General features: G+C 54.0%; 24 protein-coding genes. 15 read left to right on the top strand and 9 right to left on the bottom strand.

The window, feature by feature from the left end; translation table 11 throughout:
* Positions 1 to 158: 158 nt before the first annotated feature.
* The 9 genes from ACHH0Z_RS23560 to ACHH0Z_RS23520 all read right to left on the bottom strand — a co-directional run bounded on the left by ACHH0Z_RS23560 (position 159) and on the right by ACHH0Z_RS23520 (position 4,127).
* Positions 159 to 350, bottom strand: coding sequence for a DUF1382 family protein (locus ACHH0Z_RS23560; RefSeq protein WP_395149599.1), 192 nt, complete (start codon positions 348 to 350; stop codon positions 159 to 161).
* Positions 347 to 505, bottom strand: a complete 159-nt coding sequence (locus ACHH0Z_RS23555; RefSeq protein ID WP_395149598.1) for a DUF1317 family protein — start codon at positions 503 to 505, stop codon at positions 347 to 349. The genes ACHH0Z_RS23560 and ACHH0Z_RS23555 overlap by 4 nt, the downstream gene beginning before the upstream one ends.
* A complete protein-coding gene (locus tag ACHH0Z_RS23550) occupies positions 498 to 794 on the bottom strand; it encodes a PerC family transcriptional regulator (protein WP_032634921.1) in 297 nt (98 codons plus the stop codon). The genes ACHH0Z_RS23555 and ACHH0Z_RS23550 overlap by 8 nt, the downstream gene beginning before the upstream one ends.
* Positions 795 to 903: 109 nt before the next feature.
* Positions 904 to 1,167, bottom strand: coding sequence for an AlpA family transcriptional regulator (locus ACHH0Z_RS23545; protein ID WP_047362945.1), 264 nt, complete (start codon positions 1,165 to 1,167; stop codon positions 904 to 906).
* 49 nt (positions 1,168 to 1,216) lie between these two features.
* Positions 1,217 to 2,125, bottom strand: a complete 909-nt coding sequence (locus ACHH0Z_RS23540) for a RecT family recombinase (protein WP_395149597.1) — start codon at positions 2,123 to 2,125, stop codon at positions 1,217 to 1,219.
* Entirely contained in the window at positions 2,122 to 2,943 is an 822-nt protein-coding gene (locus tag ACHH0Z_RS23535; RefSeq protein ID WP_395149596.1) for a PD-(D/E)XK nuclease-like domain-containing protein, read from the bottom strand. Before ACHH0Z_RS23535 ends, ACHH0Z_RS23540 begins: the two co-directional genes overlap by 4 nt.
* Positions 2,940 to 3,239: a hypothetical protein gene (locus ACHH0Z_RS23530; RefSeq protein WP_262794503.1), complete on the bottom strand. Its 300-nt coding sequence runs from the start codon at positions 3,237 to 3,239 to the stop codon at positions 2,940 to 2,942. The genes ACHH0Z_RS23535 and ACHH0Z_RS23530 overlap by 4 nt, the downstream gene beginning before the upstream one ends.
* Entirely contained in the window at positions 3,236 to 3,385 is a 150-nt protein-coding gene (locus tag ACHH0Z_RS23525; protein ID WP_162843058.1) for a hypothetical protein, read from the bottom strand. Before ACHH0Z_RS23525 ends, ACHH0Z_RS23530 begins: the two co-directional genes overlap by 4 nt.
* 151 nt (positions 3,386 to 3,536) lie before the next feature.
* Entirely contained in the window at positions 3,537 to 4,127 is a 591-nt protein-coding gene (locus ACHH0Z_RS23520; RefSeq protein WP_395149595.1) for a helix-turn-helix domain-containing protein, read from the bottom strand.
* A 154-nt stretch (positions 4,128 to 4,281) separates the two neighbouring features.
* Between ACHH0Z_RS23520 and ACHH0Z_RS23515 the strand changes: the two genes are divergently transcribed.
* The 15 genes from ACHH0Z_RS23515 (at position 4,282) to ACHH0Z_RS23445 (ending at position 12,873) form a co-directional block, all read left to right on the top strand.
* Positions 4,282 to 4,512, top strand: coding sequence for a hypothetical protein (locus ACHH0Z_RS23515; RefSeq protein WP_032634928.1), 231 nt, complete (start codon positions 4,282 to 4,284; stop codon positions 4,510 to 4,512).
* A 149-nt stretch (positions 4,513 to 4,661) separates the two neighbouring features.
* Positions 4,662 to 4,871 carry a hypothetical protein gene (locus tag ACHH0Z_RS23510; protein WP_032634929.1) on the top strand — a complete coding sequence of 70 codons (210 nt, stop codon included), beginning with the start codon at positions 4,662 to 4,664 and terminating at the stop codon, positions 4,869 to 4,871.
* Positions 4,871 to 5,638 (top strand): DnaT-like ssDNA-binding domain-containing protein, encoded by a 768-nt coding sequence (locus ACHH0Z_RS23505; protein WP_395149594.1) that lies wholly within the window; start codon positions 4,871 to 4,873, stop codon positions 5,636 to 5,638. Before ACHH0Z_RS23510 ends, ACHH0Z_RS23505 begins: the two co-directional genes overlap by 1 nt.
* Positions 5,635 to 6,420: a replication protein P gene (locus tag ACHH0Z_RS23500; RefSeq protein ID WP_395149593.1), complete on the top strand. Its 786-nt coding sequence runs from the start codon at positions 5,635 to 5,637 to the stop codon at positions 6,418 to 6,420. Before ACHH0Z_RS23505 ends, ACHH0Z_RS23500 begins: the two co-directional genes overlap by 4 nt.
* Positions 6,421 to 6,537: 117 nt before the next feature.
* On the top strand, positions 6,538 to 7,002 hold the full coding sequence (locus ACHH0Z_RS23495; RefSeq protein WP_395149592.1) for a crossover junction endodeoxyribonuclease RuvC: 465 nt from the start codon (positions 6,538 to 6,540) through the stop codon (positions 7,000 to 7,002).
* A gap of 56 nt (positions 7,003 to 7,058) precedes the next feature.
* Positions 7,059 to 7,532, top strand: a complete 474-nt coding sequence (locus ACHH0Z_RS23490) for a hypothetical protein (protein ID WP_395149591.1) — start codon at positions 7,059 to 7,061, stop codon at positions 7,530 to 7,532.
* Between the two features lie 317 nt (positions 7,533 to 7,849).
* Complete coding sequence (locus ACHH0Z_RS23485; RefSeq protein ID WP_395149590.1) at positions 7,850 to 8,260, top strand: hypothetical protein; 411 nt, start codon at positions 7,850 to 7,852, stop codon at positions 8,258 to 8,260.
* Positions 8,257 to 8,955, top strand: a complete 699-nt coding sequence (locus tag ACHH0Z_RS23480; protein WP_395149589.1) for a DUF551 domain-containing protein — start codon at positions 8,257 to 8,259, stop codon at positions 8,953 to 8,955. The genes ACHH0Z_RS23485 and ACHH0Z_RS23480 overlap by 4 nt, the downstream gene beginning before the upstream one ends.
* On the top strand, positions 8,952 to 9,191 hold the full coding sequence (locus ACHH0Z_RS23475; protein ID WP_202790867.1) for a hypothetical protein: 240 nt from the start codon (positions 8,952 to 8,954) through the stop codon (positions 9,189 to 9,191). Before ACHH0Z_RS23480 ends, ACHH0Z_RS23475 begins: the two co-directional genes overlap by 4 nt.
* A 57-nt stretch (positions 9,192 to 9,248) precedes the next feature.
* A complete protein-coding gene (locus ACHH0Z_RS23470) occupies positions 9,249 to 9,464 on the top strand; it encodes a hypothetical protein (RefSeq protein ID WP_395149588.1) in 216 nt (71 codons plus the stop codon).
* A gap of 195 nt (positions 9,465 to 9,659) precedes the next feature.
* Entirely contained in the window at positions 9,660 to 10,010 is a 351-nt protein-coding gene (locus ACHH0Z_RS23465; RefSeq protein ID WP_395149587.1) for a hypothetical protein, read from the top strand.
* Positions 10,003 to 10,341: a hypothetical protein gene (locus tag ACHH0Z_RS23460; protein WP_395149586.1), complete on the top strand. Its 339-nt coding sequence runs from the start codon at positions 10,003 to 10,005 to the stop codon at positions 10,339 to 10,341. Before ACHH0Z_RS23465 ends, ACHH0Z_RS23460 begins: the two co-directional genes overlap by 8 nt.
* A 77-nt stretch (positions 10,342 to 10,418) precedes the next feature.
* Positions 10,419 to 10,748: a hypothetical protein gene (locus tag ACHH0Z_RS23455; protein WP_395149585.1), complete on the top strand. Its 330-nt coding sequence runs from the start codon at positions 10,419 to 10,421 to the stop codon at positions 10,746 to 10,748.
* 56 nt (positions 10,749 to 10,804) lie between these two features.
* Positions 10,805 to 11,401, top strand: a complete 597-nt coding sequence (locus tag ACHH0Z_RS23450) for a terminase small subunit (protein ID WP_252513985.1) — start codon at positions 10,805 to 10,807, stop codon at positions 11,399 to 11,401.
* A complete protein-coding gene (locus ACHH0Z_RS23445; protein WP_395149584.1) occupies positions 11,398 to 12,873 on the top strand; it encodes a terminase in 1,476 nt (491 codons plus the stop codon). The genes ACHH0Z_RS23450 and ACHH0Z_RS23445 overlap by 4 nt, the downstream gene beginning before the upstream one ends.
* The last annotated feature ends 156 nt before the right edge of the window (positions 12,874 to 13,029 follow it).

Below are 13,029 nucleotides of genomic sequence, written 5' to 3'. Positions count from 1 at the left end.
CCGTCTGCGCTTCTCTGGACCTAAAACATCAATCATTCGGACTCCAACGACTAGTCTAAAAACTAGTATTAAGACTATCACTAACTTAAGTGATACCAACTGTCTGGAGATTCATGGGGCCAGTCTAGGATCTGCGTAGATAAGAGTGTATTTCCCGATCATGATGCACCTCGGGTGTTTTTCTCTGCTTCGACTGCCATTTTCTCAAGCCGTATTGAAAGTTCGGCAGCCATCACCTGGAATTCTTCTTCTGTCGCCACCGGGATTGGCACAAACCGAATGCCGATATGCGCAAGGTTATTAGCAATTTCCAAGCTTTTCCTCAAATCAACTGGTGATGCTTTGTTCATGCCGCCACCTTCTTTCTGTTCATCAGCTCAGCCATGCGCTGAGCCTTCAATGGGTTTCTGATAACCTGGCCGCCGGGTGCAAGCCACCCGCGGCGCAGAGATGAATAAACCAGTGTGATACTACCGACGCGGATATTGTCGTGTGGGTTAGTCATACACCACCCCGCGACATCCGATCCCGCTGTAGTCCAGGTGCGGGGTTCGGTTACCTTTGGTGATGCACTGCTGGCGGCGCACCGCGATGCGGGCGCGCTCGACTTCACCAACAGCGGCGTCCAGACACTGGAGCCAGAGGCGGGCCGCGATGCGATAATGACCGCGGCGCTCGCGCTCGATGGCCCGGCTTTCGATCTCCATCGCTTCCGGCGTTACTGCCACCACTCTTTCAACACGGCGCTGAGACACGTAATCTTCGTGATAGCGCTCAAGCTTCGTCTTTTTCATTTGATCCAGACCTCTCAACTGATTACCGCCGCCAGCCACATCAGGTAGGCGACCACGGCCAGACAAAGGTAAACGTCTGACCATCTGCCGATATGCTTCTTCAGCGCCGTCATGCTGCCGCACTCACTGCTTCACCCTTCATAGGGCGGTACTTCCGCAGTTCAACCGGTGGCTTTTTTCCCTGGAATACTTCCGGGCTATTTTTTTTGCGCTCTTCAAGCCACTGCTCGACTTCTTCCTGTGTCCATGCGCAGCGACGGTCAGTGATGTACCAGCGTTTTGGAAACTCGCCAGCAGCTTCCAGGCGTTCGATCGTGCTCCATGACAGTGGCACCACCTCAAGGAGTTTTTTCTTACCCAATGCACCTTTCATAAATACCTCTCTTGGTTGCAGGTGTGGCGCCGCGGCGCCACGGTGGTGATTACATAGGGACTTCGTTCAGCTCATCGCGGCGAACGTTGTAAACGTCTTCTGCCATTTCAAGCCATTTACCAGACAGCGCATCTTTTGCGCCCTGTCGCTTTTTCCCGTCTGGCCATACGCCACCGTTGAAAATCAAATCCAGCTTTTCAACGCTTTCCGCCTTGCCAGCGGCATCGGTGAAGGCCTTCAGCATTTCATCTGGATCGCGGTCAGCGCTGCCCTTTTGTTTCTCTTCCTGGTGCTGCTCAGGATTGGAGTTGATCAGCTTGTTCATGCCTGATGCGGTAGCGGGCGTCGGCGTGATGTCGCGCTCAACGCGCGGCGCCGTCTCCTGCAATTCGTCAGGGGTGTACACGCCAAGCAGGACGTCAGGAGCATTCAGGCGCGCCCAGCGCTTAACGCACAGATATGCGAGTTGCTGGCGAGGATCCTGCTCCCACAGAGGTGAGTTACGCACACCGGCCTGCGCCATGCTGATTGTCAGCTCGCGCGGCTCTGATTCGCCTTTGAGGGTTGCCCACACGGTTACGGTCAGGTTAGGCGACTTATCGGTTTTCCCGCTGACGCGCGACCAGTCACCATCCCAGCGATAATTCAGACGTGTTGCCAGCAGATTGGAGGAAGACACAACCGCGTTCACCAGCTGTGCTTCATATCCCAGCGTGCCGTTAACAACGTGCGTTTTCTGCGCCACGGCGAACGGGTTCATACCCCACTGCGCCGCCTGCATGGTCACGGCCAGGCAGTCAGCAGGCTTTCCTGCCAGATGCGCCGGAACGGTGGCTTTACTGTCAGCCATCAGGGTTGCGAAACGCACCAGGCGGTCCATACCCTCAGGGCTGAAGATTGCCGCAGCGGTGCCAACGGTAGAGCCATGCTGCGATGTGATTGCGATGTCGTTGCTCATACGTACATATCCTGTTTACGTGCCCATTCAGGGCGTTTAATAATTTCAAATCCACCCCAGTCGCCTGTTTCGCGGCACTGGTGGTAGGTATTCAGATCCCTGCGGAAGAGTGCGTGCCCGGCGTCTACGTCTGTCGCATCCAGCTCAAACACGCGCACCGGGTAGCGGCCGCAGTCGATGGTTTCGCTCACCGCCAGGAAGAAGAATCCGTGAGGCTCACCGGTGGTCTGCTGCGCGCCTTCACGGTACATAGCGTCCTGAACGTGGTACCGGAATTCCTCGATGTGGCGGGCGAACCTCTCCATGTCTGCAACCTTCTTCACGTCCAGCAGAACCGGGTGATGCTTCAGGCGCTTGTCCGGGCGAATGCGGCACAGTTCGCCAGTCTCAGGATCCTTCCAGTAGTGCGATGCTTCGCAGAATCCTTCCGCTTCAAGAAGCCAGCGCGCCGCTGGGTGAGCCATCGCGCTGTCGCGCATCAGTTGCAGCTGGCGATCTTGCTCAGCTTCCATCACAATTTTTCCGCTGCCTTCGCAGTCTTTGAGGAAAGCAGCTTCGTCTGCCTTTCCCTTATTCGTGCGGCGGTTGAACTGCGGAGCCACAATGAAGCGCTTATCAAACTCATCCGGCTCCAGCAGCAGGCAGTGCAGTGCGGTTCCCATGTCCAGCGCTTTAAGCTTTTCGGTGTCTACCGGCGCGGATTTCTGCCACTGCAAAAGAGCCGGGCTCAACGCCACCATATCCAGCTGCGACTTACTCACGCCGTCTCCGGCGTGGTAGTCCTCGTTGCTGATGTCGAAATAAATGCCTGGCTTCATGCCGCGTTCCTCGCCGTGTCCAGCTGGTCAGCCAGATCCCACTTCGCGATGATGCTGGTCAGCGCCGCCTGGTACGCTGCGAGTGCCTCTTCGAATTCGGGGCTCATCATCAGCTCTTCAAGAATCTCGGTGCGCACGCCTTTGCGCTCCAGCTCGTAGAAAGGTTTCTGCAGCTGGTGGTACTTGATAGCGTCGATCAGCTCTACCTGGCGCTCGTAGTGCAGCTGACTCAACTGGTAGTCGCTGTCGATACTGGTCATGATTTTTTTCAGGTTATTAATCTGCTGGATGTTCACTTGCTCACCCCCATATCCATTTCAGTTTTGACTGCCATCTTGGTGACAAACGCCCAGTTGATGGCCTCATGCAGAGTGCGGCACTTGGTGCTCATCAGCCCGCACGCCGTAACGCAGTACCAACCGTTGATGATTTTCCACTGCATAATTCGTTACCTCAGTGTTACCGTTGAGGTAATAATTATCCTTATGTGGTTTGAAGTCAATAGGTATGATTATAAAAAATTACCCGAGAGGTAATCTTATGGGCAATAAAAAAGCCGCTCAATGGCGGCTTAGTGTCTGAAATCTATAGTTTTACTGTTGTGATTTACCGTTATGAACAATCACAAAATCGACATAGCTCTCAATCTTGCTTTTCTCGCTCTCAGGTAACAATGCGTAGCGGGCCCTGTCGTAATGGATGGTCGCCGGGTCGCGGGGATGGATGAGCAACTCATAGCCGCGGCGCCCGAACGCGCTGGCGATCGCCTCCAGGGTGGAGATGGAAACACTAACCTCATTGTTCAGCATGCGCTGGATTGTCGCCTGGGCAACTCCGGACGCTTTCGACACCTTTCCCTGGGAGGACAGTTCGCGGTTGTTCTGCATCCACGCTTCGAGATTATGTGCCGCCAGCTGCCCGATGTCGGAAGGGGTGATCTCCTCCTGGGGGATGGCAACAGCAGATAATGAGTGGTCGACATCCAGCCAGTTTGACGGCTTGTTCGCTGCCTTCTCAATCTTGCGCGCCACCGTTTCGCCGACAACCTTCTGCCCGCGGACCCAGCGGTTCACCAGGTTTGCCTGAGTTCCCAGTTTTTCCGCCAGACGAGTCTGCACCCCGTTAAAGTCACGGTCGATGATATCGTTAATATTCTGCCTGCGGATATCCTGAATACTTTTCATGCTCTGGTGATTCGCCTCATATATGAATTAGTTAGTGGTTCAATTAAAAGCGAATTTACCTCACAGGTAAATGCACCCGACAGGTAACAAACCTTGATTTTTATTACCTTCTGGGTGAATATTTGTTATCTGAAATTAATATCAGGCAATAGCTATGAGCGAGAACGAAAAATTCGACTTCAAAAAACACTGGTTGCAACTCACTCCTGATGAGCGAAATGCCTTTGCTGACGAGGCCGGAACGACCAGTCATTACATCCAGACGCATCTGACAGGCCGCCGGAAAATGCCCGGTAAGACATTGATGAATGGGCTGTTTAAGGCATGTAAACAACGCGGGTGGGTCAGAACAAAGCCGGAACTGGCTATCTTCTTCTACGAATAAAACCTCCTTCAAAACCCCATCAGACCGCCTTCTGGCGGTCTTTTCATATCTATTCAGCCCTCTCAGGTAATAATGATCCGAATATGGTTGATCTTTTTTCGGCCATCGCACAAAATCATCGTAACCATAACCAGAATCTGAGGTGAAGTGTGGAAATTATTACTCGTATGTCAGCTGCGAAGGCTGGACTGAAGCGTTATTACACCGGGAAGCAGTGTAAGAGAGGCCATGACAGCGAGCGCTGGGTTTACAACGGTCATTGTGTGGAATGCACCATGGAGTCAAACCGCAGGCGCCAGGCTGAGATTAAACGGATTATGGATGAAGCTGCGAAAGGCAACGTGCCGGAGGTGATCTGATGGCGCGCATCCGCACAATTAAGCCTGAGTTCTGGACAGACGAGGATATGGCTGAGCTTTCAGAGCCGGCATGCCTTTTAGCGATTGGCTTGCTGAATTATGCCGACGATGAAGGGTACTTCAACGCCAACCCTAAACTGATAAAAGCGGCTGTATTTCCCATCCGTGAACCGTCCGTTCCTATTCCGGTACTGATACAGGAGCTTTCCAACTGTGGTTATTTGTCCATGTTTTCCACCTCAGATGGCAAGCAATTTGGGGCAATTACAAACTTCCTCAAACATCAGGTCGTAAACAAGCCAAAAGAAAGCAAAATCAGATGCTTACCTCTTATTCCGTATGAGTACGGTACAGATACCGGACAAGTACCATTAGGAATGGATCAGGGAACAGGGATCAGGGAAAGTAAAACCCCTCTCTCTGCGCGCGAAGAAACTCAAATCCCTCCCGTTGTCGTTTCAGGTATCGGGGAACCGATCGGCAAATTCACCATGCATGAAAACTGGCAGCCGTCAGATGACTTCGTCATGCGCGCCAGGATGTGGGGTCATGCACTTCCTGCAGACGGGTACAAGAAATCAGACCTGATTGAATTCATCACCTACTGGATGGCGGAAGGCAATGTGATGCAACACGTGCAGTGGGAGCAGAAGTTTGCCCGACTGCTGATGAACAGGAGAAAAAGAGCGGCAGGAAAGCGCGGTGACAGCTCTGACGATGACGTACCACACTGGAACAGCCCTGAGGGCTGGAAGGATTTCTTATGAATAACGTATTCGCAGCAATTCAGAATCGTGATGCTGGTGCCATGGCTCGCATGATGGGGCCGGACAATCACCATGATCAGCAGGACAACGTTGTTAACATCAGCGCAGAGCGTCTCGTCGATGCCCTGTTTAAACAGCTTAAGCAGCTCTTCCCGGCAGCTGAGCAGACCAACCTGAAGACCGTGCAGCAGGAAACCGACGCGAAGCGCCAGTGGATCGCCGCATTCGCTGAAGGTGGGATCCGTACACGCGAGCAGGTATCGGCAGGAATGCGCCATGCCCGCGCCAGCGAATCACCGTTCTGGCCGTCGCCCGGTCAGTTCATCAAGTGGTGCAAGGACAGCAAGATGGTGCTGGGCGTAAGCATCGAGGACGTGATGGGAGAATTTCACCGCTACGCCAAAGAGAAAAGCCTCCAGCCTGGCGGCCCGGAGCGGTTCCCGTGGCGCCACCCGGTCATGTACTGGATTGTGTGCGATACCCGCCGTGCGATGTATCAGCGCCAGCTGAGCGAGATTGAAGTCGAGAAGCATGCGCGCAAACTGCTGGAGGAATGGGCTGCGAAAGTGGCGGCCGGTCACCAGATTCCGGATCCGGTTCTGAGCATCCAGGCGAAACCAGAGCCGATACAAACTCCAGCGGAAACAGGTGGGAGTGCTTACCACCCTCCCGGCAAGAGCTTCGGATGTATGCCGAACGCCGCCACCATGGGAGGACTTACACCGGCCCAGTGGCTGATGGAGGAATACCGGCGAGGGAAGGCGGCAGGACTCATCAGGTAGCACCGGCGCGGCAGCGCATTTTTTTACGCCTGTATAATTACCTTGCAGGTAACAAAATATGCGCATAGCTATTGATTTTAACTCTAATGTGAATTTAAATTACCTAAGGGGTAAATCATGACGGCAGTTTTAGGGATTGACCCGGGATGCAGCGGCGCGCTGGTTCTCGTAACTGAACAGGGCGGATACATCGACCATCTGGCAATGCCAACCATCAAGGTCGGCACAAAGTCCAGAGTGAACGGCGCGGCGGTGGCTGCATGGGTTAGGCGGTACGGAATCACTCATGCGTACCTTGAGCAGGTCGGAGCAATGCCAGGGCAGGGAACGGCGAGCATGTTCACGTTCGGGCATGCAGCTGGCGTAGCGGAGGGGATCCTCCAGGGGCTCAACATTCCGTACACGCTGGTAACGCCTCAGGCCTGGAAGAAGTCAGCCGGACTTATCGGCAGCGACAAGGACGCAGCGCGCAGCAGGGCCATTCAGCTTTACCCGGAACTCAGGGCACTGGATGCCAAAGCGAAAGGCCAGGCCATCGCGGATGCGCTGTTAATCGCAAGATTCGGGATTGGCGTCAAATAACGATCCTTTTGGATATCAACGTAATCAATAACTTATACGGGTAAGCGGGGGTAAATATGGATTGCAATGTGAGTGAACTGGTTAAGCGTGGGCATGACCAGGCCGCAGAACTGAAGGCATCATTCGGCGCCGTCGATGTGCGCGACGTGGCGCAGTTGATCAGCGATCTTGTTACTCAGCTGGATGTGCAACTGGCTCGCAGTAATGCGCTGGCTGCGGAGAATGCGGTGATAAAGGAATGCAATACCGACATCATGAAACATGTGTACCGCAGCAAGACATACCTTGAGAGCAGCCGTGTGGTAGATGCTATTCAGGGATTGCAGTGTGCCATCGAGAGAAAATCCGGGAAAACCCCGGCGACAGACGCTTTCCTGGCTGAAGTGCGTGCCAGCGCGGTCGATGACGTTTGCCTGGAAATTAGCAACGCAATTATTAATTGCTATCAGGACGAACTTGTCGGTCTTGATATGGCAGCAACTATCTGCGGTGACTTCGCATCAGAGCTTCGCAAAGGAGTGCAGTCATGATTACCGGAACCTCTCATTACGACGAAGTCCCGATGGTGCAATGCACCATCTGCGGCGGTTATTACAAGGCTGATGAGCCAGAGACACACACCTGCGAGGATCGTGGAGAATGAGAGATGAAGATTTAGACCGTTGCCCGCGCTGCAAAGAGGATATGTGGAAAGGACAGCAGCTGTGCCGTAACTGCCAGCATGAAGATGATATGGAAGAATGGCCTGGTGGTGAAGGCATAGAGTGCGATATCTGCGGGCACATAAGCACAGACCCAGAAGGTCGCCACTTTTGCAGTGAGGATAATAACGATGAATAGCCGCCCAATGAGCAACATCGACAAACAGACGCTGACGCTGAAAGAGCGCATTGAAAAGGCGCTGAGCGACTTCACCAAAGGCCGCGCCAGTATGCATGTGCCGCCACTCGACACCGATGTCGATATGGTGCTGGCCGATTGCTTGACTGCGTTAGAAAAGCTGGAGGCAACAGCAACACACTCGAATGCTGGATGGAAGGAGGCGCATGAACAGGAGGCTCGCGCGGAAGCCGCAGAGAAGCGGATTGCTGAGCTGGAGGCGCGGGAAATTAATCTGCCTCCATATTCGTTCTTCGACTTCAAGCAAGGCTCTTCGTTCAAAAGTGGCGCTTATTGCCATATTGATTCTGTAAACAAAGAGCTATCAAAGCATGGCATCAAGATAATCGCCGCGGCCGGTAAAGGAGAGGCATCATGAGCATTATTACCAAAGAATGGCTCCAGCAGACAATTGCTGAAATGAAAGAGCACCGTGACCTGTTCCCTGGAGATCTGGATGATGATCACGCAAATGTTCTGGCAGCGCTGCGTATCGCGCTGGCATCGCTCGAAGCGGAGGCTGTGTGCGTCATCGACCAGTCAAATCTTGATTATCTCAAATCCGGCTCTGATGCCGACGTGTGGCCGGCATCCAGAACAGAAATGGGTGATGTGCTTCTGTATCGCACTTCCCCGCCAGTGCCGGTATCTGTGACTGATTACCCTGAAACCTTGCCATGCCCAGTGATGCTGGAGCCTGGTTTGAAATTCGGGAAAGGCGTGCCTACCAGAACAATGCTGGATGCGTTACAGCGGCGCGCAGAGTATTACGCAGAACTTGAAGCTATGACACCGGAACAGCGTGCTGAGCATGACGCAGGCATGAAGGAGTTCGCCGCCATGCTTCATGGTGCCGATGGAAACTCTCCTGATGGTTGGGTGGCTTGCAGTGAGCGGATGCCTGAGGAAAATTCAGAACAAGAGGTTCTCGCATGCTTTAAGGGTGGTGACATATCGACTCTGTATTATTTCGAGGGTCGATGGGATGACACCTACGGAATCGTGCCGATTCGCCAGGATGTAACCCACTGGATGCCACTACCAGCAGCACCGCAGCGGGAGGTGAAGTCGTGAAACACTTGCGCTATGACTGTATGGGTGCTGCTTATGCTGGAGAAGACAGACAGCCACAAGAGGTGATGCGTGAGATTGGCATTACGTATGAGCGCGCTATTCCTCAAAGCATGGGCGATCAATGGTGGCTATTTAACTGCGACTATGGAGATTTGCCTGATTTCATAACCGAAATGAAGTGTGATGACTGGATGGCTAAGCAATATCGTCTCCCTAAGGAATACAAAAATGCCTAACCCATTCGACGCAGTAATGTTCGTGTTGCTGGTCATCGGTGCACTTCAGCAAATGGGATGGCTGCCATGGTAAGCAAACTCAAACAGCGGCGCCTGCGCCGCCTTAAAGCCGACGTGGCCTGGTGGCGCGAGGAGGCAGAGGATTGCCGCTCCCGTCTGCTGGAACTTGCCGGGGAAATCGACAGGCTCAAAAAGCAAGTTATCCGCGTGCCGATGCCGGTGGTGGTTCCTGAGTCCGTAGCCGATGAACTGAAACTGAGAGAGGTGGGGTGATGGATGATTTAAACAAAATAATCACCAATGCTCGCGTACTCTCATGGAAGAGAGAATTTGGGCCATTCGTAAAGTGCCCTGAGTGTTTCGGCCTTCTGGCAAAGTGCGATCTTTGCAAAGGCAAGGGGAAGCTTATCCAGGAGGATATTGACGCGTGGAACAATCCGATCGCCAGAATGAAGCGGGAGCGGAATCATGGTTAACGTAACCCAGGAATCGCTGGCCGCCCGCATCGCGGAACTGGAATCCGGCCCGCGCTCGCTGAAAGAGGATTTTGCGCTGCAGGCGTACCGGATGCTCCGCAAGTATCTGGCAACCCCTATTGAGGAGAATCTTGAGAGTGGGATGGACAGGATTGACGCTGATTTCAGGGTCCTGCAAGAACTCGCTGATCGCATTGAGCGCGATCCGAACAATGCAGGATGGTATATGCACAGAGCCTATATGCTTGGGAATGGTTGTGATGTTAACGAAGCTTTGGGAATGCCACCCAGAGATTACTCAAAGCCAATGTTGAAATTAATTATGGGTGGTAAAAATGGCTAAGACCGCAGCAGAGCGCAAAGCAGCGCAGCGCGCACGCCAGGCTGAAGCCGGTGAACGCAAGCTGGAGCTGGTGCTCGACGAGCAGGAAATGGAGATGCTGGCGCGAAACTGTGCAGGGCGTCGCCCCGGGCGTGACCCATACGAACTGAGCGAGTACATTGCTCTGTTGATCCGCCAGGATGATGCTCGGGTGCGCGGCCGCATCAAAGCTATCAGCGCCAACCGGTGCGGCAAGTGCGGCGACAGACTGCCGGTGAAGTCCTGCCCATGCGCCGGTGATTCGGCGTGCTGGGTTACCCAGGGCTGGCACGAAACGAAACTTGCCGTGTGACAGGTCACGGTGGGTTGACTAAATCCTCACATGATTATACTGTTTAAATGTACAGTATTTTTATGTGAGGTTCCATTATGGGCTTTCCATCTCCGGCAAAAGACTACGCAGAAGCAACGCTCACCATCACCAGCCTGTGCGGATACGACGGCAACTGCCGCACCATCGAGACGTCAGCGGGCTACGCAATCATCAACGTTTCGCACAAACCACATCCGGGTGATACCGTGCTGATATCGTATTGCGGCCGCACGGAGTTCGCCATTGTGCAGGGCAAGGCGCTGATCACTCCTGACGGTGAAGCTCTGGAAGGCGAGGCGCTGGACGACACGACAGTGCACGGCGTGGTGACCCATTTCCTGAACCGCGTAGACAATCAGCGACCAGACCCGATACCAGTCATGTAACATCTTCGCGGGCGTGATAGTATTACCTGCATGGTAATAAAATTACTCAGGTGGTAATGATGCCCGCGACACCAAAAACCCACAAACGCAAATCAACGCAATATAAGCCTCTTACAGCGATGCAGGAGGCTTACTGCCAGTCCTACATTAAGACACCTGAAAATCAGTCTCAGGCGGCGATTGACGCAGGATTTTCGCCTAATACGGCAGCCGTCAAAGCCAGCGTGATGATGCGCGATGAAAGAATCCAGAAACGAATCGCGGAACTGATGGAGGAACGCAACAAGCGTAACCGCGTCAGCGCTGATTACGTCCTCATGCGCCTGGTGGAAATCGACCAGATGGATGTGCTGGATATCCTGAACGATGACGGCAGCCTGAAACCTATCCGCGAGTGGCCGAAAATATGGCGTACTACGCTCAGCGGGTTCGACCTGTCTTCAACCATCATGAACATGAACGAGGATTCGATAGAGACCATCCTCAAAAAAATTAAATGGCCGGACAAGGTGAAGAACCTCGAGCTGATTGGTAAGCACGTCGACGTTAATGCGTTCAAAGAGCGCCTGGAGGTTTCTGGCACTGTCACCATCGCTGACCGCATGGCAAAGGCACGTGACCGCGTTAAGAAACAGGCTGGTGGTGAAGAATGACAGCAGCAGCCATGTCGCCGGAAGAGCAGCTCGTCGAGGATATCGCCTCGTTCACGAATGACCCGCTGGGCTATGCGCTGTATGCGTTCCCGTGGGGAGAAGATGGTACAGAACTGGCACATGCCACCGGTCCGCGTAAATGGCAGGCTGACGCATTCCGTGAGATACGGGATCACCTTCAGAACCCCGCTACGCGTCACCAGCCGCTGATGCTGGCCCGCGCATCCGGCCACGGTATCGGCAAATCCGCATTCATCTCGATGCTGATTAACTGGGGCATGTCCACCTGCGAGGACTGCAAGGTGGTGGTGACCGCCAACACCGACAACCAGCTGCGCACCAAGACCTGGCCGGAAATTATCAAATGGTCGAACCTGGCTATCACGAAAGAGTGGTTCACATGCACCGCCACGGCGATGTACAGCAACGATCCTGGTCATGATAAACGCTGGCGCGCTGACGCTATCCCATGGTCTGAGCACAACACAGAGGCGTTCGCCGGTCTGCACAACGAGCGCAAGCGCATCATCGTGGTATTCGACGAAGCGTCAAATATTGCCGATCTGGTCTGGGAGGTTGCCGAAGGTGCGCTGACCGATGAGGATACCGAAATCATCTGGGTGGCGTTCGGGAACCCGACGCGTAACACCGGGCGTTTCCGTGAATGCTTCCGCAAGTACAAGCACCGCTGGAAGTGCGCACAGATTGACAGCCGCACCGTGGAAGGCACGAACAAGCAGCAACTGCAGAAATGGGTGGACGACTACGGCGAGGACAGCGACTTCGTGAAGGTCCGCGTGAGGGGGATCTTCCCTGACGCGTCAGAACTCCAGTTTATCCCGACCGGACTCACCGACGAGGCAATGAAGCGCGTAGTGACCGCTGCGCAGGTGGCGCACGCTCCGGTAATTATCGGCGTCGACCCGGCATATTCCGGCGTGGATGACGCGGTGATATACCTGCGGCAGGGGCTACACAGCAAAGTGCTATGGACCGGCAACAAGACCACCGACGATCTGATTATGGCGAAGCGCATCGCCGACTTTGAAGACCAGTACCAGGCTGATGCGGTGTTTATCGACTTTGGCTACGGTACCGGGCTGAAGTCCATCGGTGACGGCTGGGGCCGGACGTGGCAGCTAATCCCGTTCGGCGGCGGCTCTACCGACCCGCAGATGCTCAATAAGCGCGGCGAGATGTTCAACAGCTGCAAAACGTGGCTGAAACTCGGCGGCGCGCTGGATGACCAGGAGACGGCTGATGACCTGTCGGCGGCAGAGTACAAAGTCAGGGTGGACGGAAAGATCGTCATTGAACCGAAGGAAGATATCAAAGAGCGCTTAGGCCGCTCGCCTGGCAAGGGCGACGCACTGCTGCTGACGTTTGCTTTCCCGGTCACGAAGCGGCTACGCATACCAGGGCAGGATAGTCAGCAGGGCAAGGCGGTCACAGAGTATGACCCGTGGAAATAGATAATAAAATCAATGGGCGCAAAATTGCGCTTGGGTAAAACAAAGCCCGCATTATCGGGCCTTGAAATACGGAGTGCTCAGGATGGTATCTGTCAGCTCATGCTCGCACTTTTTAACCTTCTGGAAGATGTCATTCATCCTGTCGATCACTTCCTG

The sequence above is a fragment of the Enterobacter cloacae complex sp. 2024EL-00227 genome (assembly GCF_043945315.1).
GTDB classification, from domain to species: domain Bacteria; phylum Pseudomonadota; class Gammaproteobacteria; order Enterobacterales; family Enterobacteriaceae; genus Enterobacter; species Enterobacter roggenkampii.
Note: the sequence above shows the minus strand (reverse complement) of the source record. Positions and strands in the feature narration are given on the sequence as shown.